This window comes from Burkholderia sp. Se-20378 (assembly GCF_017104665.1).
Lineage (GTDB): Bacteria > Pseudomonadota > Gammaproteobacteria > Burkholderiales > Burkholderiaceae > Burkholderia > Burkholderia lata.
On sequence record NZ_JAAGPG010000318.1, the window covers coordinates 1 to 9,585 of the forward strand.

7 protein-coding genes are annotated in these 9,585 nt (G+C 67.6%); 1 reads left to right on the plus strand and 6 read right to left on the minus strand.

What is annotated here, in order from left to right; genetic code table 11:
• Positions 1-172: 172 nt before the first annotated feature.
• The gene (locus G3N93_RS26460; protein ID WP_011350993.1) at positions 173-1,450 is read left to right on the plus strand and encodes an MFS transporter; all 1,278 of its coding nucleotides are present in this window, start codon (positions 173-175) and stop codon (positions 1,448-1,450) included.
• Between the two features lie 19 nt (positions 1,451-1,469).
• On the opposite strand, the gene G3N93_RS26465 is transcribed toward G3N93_RS26460, so the two are convergent.
• The 6 genes from G3N93_RS26465 to queA all read right to left on the minus strand — a co-directional run bounded on the left by G3N93_RS26465 (position 1,470) and on the right by queA (position 9,257).
• The gene (locus tag G3N93_RS26465; RefSeq protein WP_206134293.1) at positions 1,470-3,026 is read right to left on the minus strand and encodes a S41 family peptidase; all 1,557 of its coding nucleotides are present in this window, start codon (positions 3,024-3,026) and stop codon (positions 1,470-1,472) included.
• Positions 3,027-3,232: 206 nt separating this feature from the next.
• Entirely contained in the window at positions 3,233-4,183 is a 951-nt protein-coding gene (gene secF, locus G3N93_RS26470; protein WP_206134294.1) for a protein translocase subunit SecF, read from the minus strand.
• A 16-nt stretch (positions 4,184-4,199) separates the two neighbouring features.
• A complete protein-coding gene (gene secD / locus G3N93_RS26475; RefSeq protein WP_011350996.1) occupies positions 4,200-6,224 on the minus strand; it encodes a protein translocase subunit SecD in 2,025 nt (674 codons plus the stop codon).
• Between the two features lie 106 nt (positions 6,225-6,330).
• Complete coding sequence (gene yajC / locus G3N93_RS26480) at positions 6,331-6,654, minus strand: preprotein translocase subunit YajC (RefSeq protein ID WP_006476868.1); 324 nt, start codon at positions 6,652-6,654, stop codon at positions 6,331-6,333.
• A gap of 245 nt (positions 6,655-6,899) precedes the next feature.
• A complete protein-coding gene (gene tgt / locus G3N93_RS26485) occupies positions 6,900-8,087 on the minus strand; it encodes a tRNA guanosine(34) transglycosylase Tgt (RefSeq protein WP_174939243.1) in 1,188 nt (395 codons plus the stop codon).
• A 90-nt stretch (positions 8,088-8,177) separates the two neighbouring features.
• On the minus strand, positions 8,178-9,257 hold the full coding sequence (gene queA, locus G3N93_RS26490) for a tRNA preQ1(34) S-adenosylmethionine ribosyltransferase-isomerase QueA (RefSeq protein ID WP_206134295.1): 1,080 nt from the start codon (positions 9,255-9,257) through the stop codon (positions 8,178-8,180).
• Positions 9,258-9,585 lie beyond the last annotated feature (328 nt).

The following is a 9,585-nucleotide window of genomic DNA, read 5'->3' on the forward strand; positions in this document are numbered from 1 at the left end:
TCCGGCCTTCGCGCCGGCCCGCCGCGAGCCCGCCGCCGCGTTCCCGTCAGGGGGCGCGGCGGTTTTTATTTGCGCGCCTATAATCGCCCGAGCGCCGTACCCGGCGCCGGGCAGGCCGACGGCGCACGCGCGGCCGCCTCGAACAGAACGTACAACGACAAGGAGATCGCCGATGCATGCCGTCACGCAGTCCCGTTCCATTGCCTCGTCGCCGCGCGTGTGGCGCGCGGTGGTCGCCGCGTCGATCGGCAACGCGCTCGAGTGGTTCGATCTCGTCGTCTACGGCTTCTTCGCGGTGACGATCTCGAAGCTGTTCTTCCCGGCCGGCAACGACACCGTGTCGCTGCTGCTCACGCTCGGCACGTTCGGCGTGTCGTTCTTCATGCGCCCGCTCGGCGCGATCGTGCTCGGCGCGTATGCCGACCGCGAGGGCCGCAAGGCCGCGCTCACGCTGTCGATCCTGCTGATGATGGGCGGCACGCTGATCATCGCGGTGCTGCCGACCTACGAGACGATCGGCGTCGCGGCGCCGGTGATCCTCGTCGCCGCGCGGCTGATGCAGGGCTTCTCCGCCGGCGGCGAGTTCGGCAGCGCAACCGCGTTCCTCGCCGAGCACGTGCCGGGCCGGCGCGGCTTCTTCGCGAGCTGGCAGGTGGCGAGCCAGGGGCTCACGACGCTGCTCGCCGCCGGCTTCGGCACCGTGCTGAACGCGCAGCTCACGGCCGCGCAGATGGCTTCCTGGGGGTGGCGCGTGCCGTTTTTCTTCGGCCTGCTGCTCGGGCCGGTTGCGTACTACATCCGCACGAAGGTCGACGAGACCCCCGAATTCCTCGCGGCGGAAGGCACCGCGAATCCGCTGCGCGACACGTTCGCGTCGCACAAGGCACGCCTGGTCGCCGCGATGGGCGTGGTGGTGCTCGGCACCGTCGCGACCTATCTCGTGCTGTTCATGCCGACCTACGGCGTGAAGCAGCTCGGCCTCGCGCCGTCGGCCGCGTTCGCGGCGATCCTCGTCGTCGGCGTGATCCAGATGGCGTTCGCGCCGCTCGTCGGCCACTGGTCGGACACTTACGGCCGCGTGCGCGTGATGATCGCGCCGGCCATCGGCATCCTCGTGCTGATCTATCCGGCATTCGCGTACCTGGTTGCCCATCCGGGCTTCGGCACGCTGATCGCGCTGCAGGTGCTGCTCGCGTTCCTGATGACGGGCTACTTCGCGGCGTTGCCGGGTTTGCTGTCCGAAGTGTTTCCGGTGCAGACGCGCACGACCGGGATGTCGCTCGCCTATAACGTCGCGGTGACGATCTTCGGCGGCTTCGGGCCGTTCATCATCGCGTGGCTGATCAAGGCGACCGGGATGAAGACCGCGCCGAGCTTCTACCTGATGTTCGCGGCCGTGCTGAGCCTCGTGGCGCTGGTCGTGCTGCGCAAGCGGTTCGGGTTCCGGTAACCGGGCGGGGCGGCGTGCGTCAGTTGCCAGCGCGCTCGCATACGGGCCGTGCCGGCATCAGTTGCGGTTTGGCTTCGATGGTGTGCACCGGGCGCCCGGCGAGCGCGGCAAGCGCCTGCCCGAGTTGCCAGTCGGTTGCCGTGCCGAACTCGCGCTGCGGCAGCGCCGCGCTCTTCGCCGTATCGATCTTCGCGAGCGCACGTTGCTCGCGCAGCTTCTGCCGTTCCTTGCGTACCTTCGCGAACGGATCGGGCGCCAGCCGGTCCGCGTACGGCGCGCGGGCGAGATCGGCTTCCCGGTACCACAGCAGCACGCCGTCGACGTCCGAGTCGCGGCGTGGCGGCACGAGCCAGTCCGGCACGACGCCGTAGCCGTCCATCGGGCAGCCGTTCGGCCGCAGGTTGCGCGCGTACGTGAAATTCAGGCGCGTGCCGTCGATCAGGTCGACGCCCGTCTGCGCGAGCCCCTTCCCGTAGGTCGGCATGCCGAGCAGCTTCGCGCGGCCGAGATCCTTCAGCGCCGCCGCGGTCGCTTCGGCGGCCGACGCGCTTTGTCCGTCGACGAGCACGACGAGCGGCACGGTGCGCCACCAGTCGTCCGCCTGCAGCGGTGCGAGCGGGTCCTGGCCGTGCATGACCGGCAATTCGTAATCGGGCCAGTTGGTCGTGTAGCGGCGGCGGTTGGCGTCGCCACGCTCGACCGTCACCATCGCGGTGCGGTCGCGGCCCGCGAACAGCGCGGTGATGCCGATCGCCGCATTGAGCGCGCCGCCGCCGTTGATGCGCAGGTCGAGGATCACGCCTTTCACCGGCGGGCCCGCGCGGCGTGCCGCCTGCACCGCATCGATGTAGTCGCCGACCGCCGGCTCGGGAAAGCTCGACAGCCGCGTGTACAGGATGTCGCCGTCGAGCCGTTTCGCGGTCGCGGGATGCGGCTTGAGGATCGTCCGCACCGGCGCGAAGCTCAGCACCGTGTGCGACGGGCCGCGCTGGACCGTGAGTTTCAGCGGCACGCCCGCGTCGCCCTTGGCGAGTTTGGTCAGGTCGGCGGGATCGATGCCGACGACGCTCGTATCGTTCATCGCGACGACCAGATCGTCGGGGCGCACGCCGGCCTTTTCCGCGGGCGCGTCGGGAATCACGTCGACGATGTGCAGCCCGTCGGGCCGCGTCTCGAACACGATGCCGATGCCGGGCGTGCCGTCGCGCGCGCGCCGTTCGTCGTCGCGCCGCTCCTGCTCCTCCTTCGCGTCGAAGAAACGCGCGTACGGCAGCGTCTTGATCCCCGCGTGAGTCGTTGCGTCGAGCAGCGCGCCGATGTCGATGTCGGTCAGGTGCTGTTTCTTCAGCACTTCGACGGCCGCCTTGAGCTCGCAGATCTGCGGCTCCCAGTCGGGCGGGCAGGGTGAAGGCGGCTGGGCGGAGGCGGGTGGGGAAGCGGGTGCAGAAGCGGGTGCAGAAGCGGGCGGGGCGGACGCCGGCTGTTGCGCCCCGACGGACGACGCACACGGCAGGAGCGCGGCCGTGACGGCTGCGCAAACGGCAAGGCGAAGAACGACACGCGTGGGAGGCATCATCGGGACCGCACGTTTGAACGGAGGGCGAAGGTGCTGTCCCGGTGACGCACAGCCGGCAGGCGGCGCGGCGGGACGGTCACGATTGTAGCCGACGCGCGTGACGGGGCAGGGCGAGCGGGCGGCGCGATGCATGGCAGTGGCGCGGGCATGAAAAAAGCCGGCCCAACCGGGCCGGCTTTTTCGTCTGTGCCGAAGCAGCGTGGCGCTTAAACCTGCGCGCCTGCGTTCGGATCGTCCGGATCGTGCGCGGACTTCTTTTCCTTGATCAGGTCTTCGCGCTTGATGCCGAGCCACATCGCGAGCGAGCCCGCGACGAACACCGACGAGTAGATGCCGAACATGATGCCGACCGTCAGCGCGAGTGCGAAGTAGTGCAGCGTCGGACCGCCGAAGAAGAACATCGACAGCACCATCATTTCGGTCGACGTGTGCGTGATGATCGTACGCGACATCGTGGTCGTGATCGCGTGGTTGATCACTTCCTGCACGCTCATCTTGCGTTCGCGGCGGAACGTTTCGCGGATCCGGTCGAAGATGACGACCGACTCGTTGACCGAGTAGCCGAGCACCGCGAGGATGGCCGCGAGCACCGCCAGCGAGAACTCCCACTGGAAGAACGCGAAGAAGCCGAGAATGATCACGATATCGTGCAGGTTGGCGATGATGCCGGCCACTGCGTACTTCCACTCGAAGCGGAACGACAGGTAGATCACGATGCCGATCACGACGCACGCGAGCGCGAGCAGGCCGTCGGTCGCGAGCTCCCGGCCGACCTGCGGGCCGACGAACTCGACGCGCTGCAGCGTGACGTCCGGGCTCTGCGCCTTCAGCGCGCCCATCACCTGGTCGCTCTGCTGCGCGGACGTGAGGCCTTCCTTCAGCTGCAGGCGGATCAGCACGTTGCGCGACGTGCCGAAGTTCTGCACCTGCGCGTCGGCGTAGCCGAGATTGCCGAGCGTCGCGCGCACGGGTTCGAGTTCAGCGGCCTGCTGGTACTGCACCTCGATCACCGTCCCGCCGGTGAATTCGACGGACAGGTGCAGCCCGCGGTGGAACAGGAAGAACACGGCGGCGAGGAACGTGACCAGCGAGATCACGTTGAACACCAGCGCGTGCCGCATGAACGGAATGTCTTTACGGATGCGGAAAAATTCCATGGTCTTCTCCGGGGCCTTATTGGGTCGAGCCCGGTTTCTTCGGCGACACGCCTTGCTGCGCGCGGTTGCGCAGCTGCGGCTTGCCGGCGGCGCGCGGCGCGTTGCCCTTGGCGGGCGCGGCGAGCTTCGCGGCACGTGCGGTGTCGGTCGATTCGTCTGCGTCGGAGAACGATGCGGCGGCAGCGGCGCCTTCCGGCTTCCACACCTGGCCGATCGCGAGCGACTTCAGCTTCTTGCGGCCGCCGTACCAGAGGTTGACGATCCCGCGCGAGAAGAACACCGCGGAGAACATCGACGTCAGGATACCGAGGCAGTGCACGATCGCGAACGCGCGAACCGGGCCCGAGCCGAACGCGAGCAGCGCGAGGCCGGCGATCAGCGTCGTGACGTTCGAGTCGAGAATCGTCGCCCATGCATGCGCGTAGCCGGCCTGGATCGCGGTCTGCGGCGGCTGGCCGGCGCGCAGTTCTTCACGCACGCGCTCGTTGATCAGCACGTTCGCGTCGATCGCCATACCGAGCGCGAGCGCGATAGCGGCGATACCGGGCAGCGTCAGCGTCGCCTGCATCAGCGACAGCACGGCGACGAGCAGCAGCAGGTTCACCGACAGGCCGATCACCGACACCACGCCGAACAGCATGTAGTACGCGATCATGAACACGGCGATCGCGCAGAAGCCCCAGATCACCGAGTGGACGCCCATCTTGATGTTGTCGGCGCCGAGGCTCGGGCCGATCGTGCGTTCCTCGATGATGTCCATGGGAGCCGCGAGCGAACCGGCGCGCAGCAGCAGCGCGAGGTCGGCCGCGGCCTGCGGCGTCGGCTGGCCCGTGATCTGGAAGCGGTCGCCGAGTTCCGACTGGATCGTCGCGACCGTCAGCACTTCGCCCTTGCCCTTCTCGAACAGCACCATCGCCATCGGCTTGCCGATGTTCTCGCGCGACACCGCGCGCACCGAGCGGCCACCCGCCGAATCGAGGCGGATGTTGACCGACGGACGCTGGTGATCGTCGAAGCCGGCCGATGCATCGATGATGCGGTCGCCCGTGAAGATCACTTCCTTCTTCAGCAGCACCGGCGCCTGGTTGCCCTGCGTGAACAGTTCCTCACCCGGCGGCACCGGGTCGTTCGGGTTCGGGTGCGTGTTGATCGGGTCGGCGAGGCGCGCCTCGAGCGTCGCGGTGCGGCCGATGATGTCCTTCGCCTTCGCGGTGTCCTGCACGCCCGGCAGCTCGACGACGATGCGGTCGCTGCCTTGCTGCTGGAGGATCGGCTCGGACACGCCGAGTTCGTTCACGCGGTTGTGGAGCGTCGTCAGGTTCTGCTTGAGCGCGGCGTCCTCGACGGACTTCTGCACGGCCGGCGTGAACGTGCCGACGACTTGCGTGCCGCCACCGCCGGGCTGGGTCGCCCATTGCAGTTCGGTGATCGACAGCGCGAGCACCTTGCGGGCGTCTTCCGCCGTCTGCGCATCGCTGAAGTTGACGACCACGGACTGGTCGACGCGGCTCACGCCGCCGTCGCGGATGTTCTTGTCGCGCAGCAGCGTGCGCGCGTCGGACGCGTCGGAGTCGAGCTTCTTCGTCAGCGCACCCGTCATGTCGACCTGGAGCAGGAAGTGGACGCCGCCACGCAGGTCGAGGCCGAGATACATCGGCAGCGCGTGCAGGGCAGTCAGCCAGCGCGGCGACGCGCTCTGCAGGTTCAGGGCGACGACGTACTGCGGATCGTTCGGGTCGGCGTTCAGCGACTTCTGCAGCAGGTCCTTGACGCGCAGCTGCGTATCGGTGTCCTTCAGGCGCACGCGGATGTTCGCGTTGGTCGCCGTGTTCTCGAAGGTGACGTCGTCCGGCGTGATCTGCGCGGAGGCGAGCGCCGATTCGACCTGGGTCAGCGTGGTCGAGTCGAGCTTGACCGTGGCCTTGCCGCTCGACACCTGCACCGCCGGCGATTCGCCGAAGAAGTTGGGCAATGTGTACAGAAGGCCGATGGCGAGCGCCACGACCATCACGACATATTTCCAGAGTGGATAACGATTCATGAGGGAGCCGAACGGGTGGTTGGCGTGAAAGCGTCGCGTCCGGCGCCGCGGCGGCCCGCTCTCTCAGGCAGGCACGGCGCGGGGAGCCGGACGCTCGGTGAAGGGCTTACAGCGACTTGATCGTGCCCTTCGGCAGAATGGTCGTGACCGCAGCCTTCTGCACGGTGATTTCGGTGCCTTCGGCGATCTCGACGCCGATGTAGCCTTCGGTGACCTTCGTCACCTTGCCCACGAGGCCGCCGCTCGTGACGACTTCGTCGCCCTTGGCCATGGCCGCGAGCATGTTGCGATGCTCCTTCTGACGCTTCATCTGCGGACGGATCATGATGAAGTAGAGCACGGCAAACATCAGGATGAGCGGCAGGAAGCTCATCAGGCTCGATTCGGCGCCACCGGCACCTTGGGCGAACGCGTTGGAAATGAACGGCACGTTGGTCTCTCCGTAGGGGAAGATCGAAAAATAAGCCGGTTATTCTACCACCGGCCCCATGCGCAAACGGATCGGCAAATGCGCTTTCGGATCAAGCTGTTAAAGCGCGAACCGGTACCGTTGCGACTTGTTTGGAAAGGTAATTGTAATATTTGGCGGTCGGGTTCGACAGTTGGGCCGCGTTATTTAGTACACGTCCCATATGACGGGCCGCCCATCGGGCCACCCGCGCGTCTGCCCGTCCGTCAGTCGACCCCTCTGGCGCGATCCTCCGCGAAGCGCAGGCGGAACGCGTCGAACGTGTGGGTCTCGATCGCTTCGCGGATCTCGCTCATCAGCTGCAGGTAGTAGTGCAGGTTGTGGATCGTGTTGAGCTGCGCGCCGAGGATCTCGCCGACGCGGTGCAGGTGATGCAGGTAGCCGCGCGAGAAGTTCTGGCACGTGTAGCACGTGCAGCTCGCGTCGAGCGGCTTCAGCGAGTTCTTGTGCGTCGCGTTGCGGATCTTCACGTCGCCGAAGCGCGTGAACAGCCAGCCGTTGCGCGCGTTGCGGGTCGGCATCACGCAGTCGAACATGTCGACACCGTTGGCGACGCCTTCGACCAGGTCCTCCGGCGTGCCGACGCCCATCAGGTAGTGCGGCTTGTTGGCCGGCAGCTTCGGGCCGACGTGGCGCAGCACGCGCATCATGTCTTCCTTCGGCTCGCCGACCGACAGCCCGCCGATCGCGAGGCCGTGGAAGCCGAGTTCCGCGAGGCCCGCGAGCGATTCGTCGCGCAGGTCCTCGAACATCCCGCCCTGGACGATCCCGAACAGCGCGTTCGGGTTGCCGAGCCGGTTGAACTCGTCGAGCGAGCGCTTCGCCCAGCGCAGCGACATGCGCATCGAGTCGGCCGCTTCCTTGTGCGTGGTCGGCACGCCGTTGGTCGCATACGGCGTGCACTCGTCGAACTGCATCACGACGTCGGAGTTCAGCACCTTCTGGATCTGCATCGACACTTCCGGCGACAGGAACAGCTTGTCGCCGTTGATCGGCGACGCGAACGTGACGCCGTCCTCGGTGATCTTGCGCAGGTCGCCGAGCGAGAACACCTGGAAGCCGCCCGAGTCGGTCAGGATCGGCTTGTTCCAGCCCATGAAGGCATGCAGGCCGCCGTGCGCGTCGATCGTGTCGAGGCCCGGGCGCAGCCACAGGTGGAACGTGTTGCCGAGAATGATCTGGGCCTTGATCTCGTGCAGCTCGCGCGGCTGGATCGCCTTCACGGTGCCGTACGTGCCGACCGGCATGAAGATCGGCGTCTCGACCACGCCGTGATTGAGCTTCACGCGGCCGCGGCGCGCATGGCCGTCGGTCGTCAGCAGTTCGAATTCGAGCCCGTTCGCCGGGCGGTCCTGCACGGGGGCGTGCGTATCGTGGGATGAGCCTTCGGTCATCGCGTCATTCTCCTCGCTACCGGAAAACAGTCCGGCGCATGTTGGAAACGCCGCCGGGCACCCGGCGGCGGGGAAAAGGGTGTGTCGTGGTCAGGCGCCGGTTTGCACGCCGGTGGCTTCCGGCGCGTCGCGCCGCGTGAGCAGCATCGCATCGCCATAGCTGAAGAAGCGGTAGCGTTGCTCGATCGCGTGCCGGTACGCGGCGCGGATCGTCTCGACGCCCGCGAACGCGGACACGAGCATCAGCAGCGTCGACTTCGGCAGGTGGAAGTTCGTGACGAGCCGGTCGACCACGCGGAAACGATAGCCGGGCGTGATGAAGATGTCGGTCTCGGCCTGCGTGGCCGCGAGCGGGCGGCCCGCTTCGTCGGCCGCGCGCGCCGCGGCTTCGAGTGCGCGCATCGACGTCGTGCCGACCGCGATCACGTTGCCGCCGCGTGCGCGGGTTGCCGCGATCTTGTCGACGAGCGACTGCGGCAGGTCGTACCACTCGCTGTGCATCTTGTGCTCGGCGATGTTGTCGACGCGCACCGGCTGGAACGTGCCGGCGCCGACGTGCAGCGTCAGCGTCGCGCGTTCGACGCCCATCGCGTCGAGCCGCTCGAGCATCGGCTGGTCGAAGTGCAGCCCGGCCGTCGGTGCGGCGACCGCACCCGGATTGCTCGCGTAGACGGTCTGGTAGCGCGTCTCGTCGGTCGCGTCCGGGTCGTGCTCGATATAGGGCGGCAGCGGCAGGCGGCCGTACTGCTCGATCAGGTCGAGGCACGGCTCGGGGAAGTTCAGCGTGAAGAACGGGTCGACGCGCTCGCCGACCGTCACGTCGAACGCATCGGCGAGGCGCAGCGTCGTGCCGGCGCTCGGCGACTTGCTCGCGCGGATCTGCGCGAGCGCCGTGTGCGTGCCGGTCACGCGCTCGATCAGCACCTCGATCTTGCCGCCGCTGGCCTTCTGGCCGAAGAAACGCGCCTTCAGCACCTTGGTATCGTTGAAGACGAGCAGGTCGCCGGCCGCGATGCACGACGGCAGCTCGGTGAAATGGCGGTCGACCAGGCGTGCGGGCGTGACGGTGCCGTCGACCTCGAGCAGGCGGCTCGCGGTGCGATCGGGCAGCGCGGTTTGAGCAATCAGCTCGGGCGGCAGATTGAAATCGAAATCGGAAAGCGTGAACATGCGGGCTGGTTCGAAGCGGCCGGCGGGCGTCGCCGGCAGGGCGGAAACGCGTAAATGGGGCGCGCGAGCCGCTATGATGACGGGATGCGCGGCCTGGCCGGCGTCGTTCGTTCGGACGACGTGAAAGCCGCTATTGTACTTGCCTTGCGAAGCACCCAGACGATCCGATGCCTGTGTCACCACGCCGTTCCCCCGCCGCCGTTGCCGATTCCGCCGATCCGTTCGACGCGGAGGATGTCGCGCTACCTGCGCAAAGCGCGGGGGAGCGTGGTTCCGCGGAGCGTGCCGCGCCGCGCCGCGCCGGCCCGAAGCGCGGCGCCGACGGCAG

Excerpts from the sequence above, each read along its gene's own strand:
- G3N93_RS26460 (WP_011350993.1), top strand. The coding sequence starts at position 173 with ATGCATGCCGTCACGCAGTCCCGTTCCATTGCCTCGTCGCCGCGCGTG.
- G3N93_RS26465 (WP_206134293.1), bottom strand. The coding sequence starts at position 3,026 with ATGATGCCTCCCACGCGTGTCGTTCTTCGCCTTGCCGTTTGCGCAGCC.
- secF (WP_206134294.1), bottom strand. The coding sequence starts at position 4,183 with ATGGAATTTTTCCGCATCCGTAAAGACATTCCGTTCATGCGGCACGCG.
- secD (WP_011350996.1), bottom strand. The coding sequence starts at position 6,224 with ATGAATCGTTATCCACTCTGGAAATATGTCGTGATGGTCGTGGCGCTC.
- tgt (WP_174939243.1), bottom strand. The coding sequence starts at position 8,087 with ATGACCGAAGGCTCATCCCACGATACGCACGCCCCCGTGCAGGACCGC.
- queA (WP_206134295.1), bottom strand. The coding sequence starts at position 9,257 with ATGTTCACGCTTTCCGATTTCGATTTCAATCTGCCGCCCGAGCTGATT.